Raw genomic sequence first — 978 nt, 5'->3', positions numbered from 1 at the left:
CTTCAACGTCGGGCGACGGTTCCAGCACCTCCGTGCTCCCGCGGAGGGGGGAGCCCAGTACTGGGTCCTCGCTTTCGCGCGGACACAGGACCGGTACGTGCCCGAAGGGGCGAGAACCCTTTCAGTGTGATTTCCTGAGGTGGCCCTCTCCCTCTAGGGAGCGCTGTTACGGGGTCCCAACTCAGCTCTCTCCCAAAGCAAATTATCGCAAAACCTTCTTCTGCCGCGCCGGGGAAGGCTGGAACCCAGTTGGGATTAGTGCGGTACTCGCCTGAGAATGTTGCCCAACCGGACCCCGGCCTTCGCCGGGGTGGTGATTTGGAGCCGGAAGTGGCGCCGTCTCGCAACGATCCCCCGAAGGGGAGGGACGAGGGTCGGTTCGACCTCGCGCAATCAGATCGCGACTTCGTGCGGTCGTCCTCGACTGGTCGAAGGGGCCGTTCCCACGAGCCACGTCGTCCAGGATCGTGAGAGCGGCATGACACCCCGGCGTCAGCACACCTCCGCGGTCGAGGTCGGCGGCGGCCCCAGCGGCACGCGGGCGGGATGCATGTAATAGGCGTCGCCGGGGACGCGGTGGCGGGTGCCGTAGACTTCGCTCAATACGTTGAACAGGGCGACGTCATAGGCCGCGAGGTCGGTGTCCGACAGGATGCGGCGACCATCGACCACTGCCAGCATGTTCGAATTGAACCAGGTCTGCGTCCCCTCCGCCCAATATTCGTCGACGGTGACGGCGGCATATTCACCCGTCCACATCTTGCGCGCCATCGCCGACGCATAGGCCCGCTCGACACGCGCGTAGAGGCCCGGATCGACCGTCCGTGCCGCCTCCAGGATCGCGTGGGAGAATTCGTGGACGAAGATGTTCTCCCCGTAATAGCGGGTGTCGCGCATCCCGAGCAGGTTCTCCGTCGCGGCACTGGTCAGCGATCCGCCCATGCCGCGCGCGCGCCGGTTCCAGTATTCGGCGTCGGT

At 65.4% G+C, this 978-nt stretch carries 1 protein-coding gene; it reads right to left on the bottom strand.

The features are described 5' to 3' along the window. Nucleotides 1-492: 492 nt before the first annotated feature. Nucleotides 493-978, bottom strand: a 486-nt coding sequence (locus AC0IYH_RS29005) for a hypothetical protein (RefSeq protein WP_471837450.1), incomplete at its 5' end; no start/stop codon positions are given.

It is taken from the genome of Pseudomonas sp. AC463 (assembly GCF_979253585.1).
Note: the sequence above shows the minus strand (reverse complement) of the source record. Positions and strands in the feature narration are given on the sequence as shown.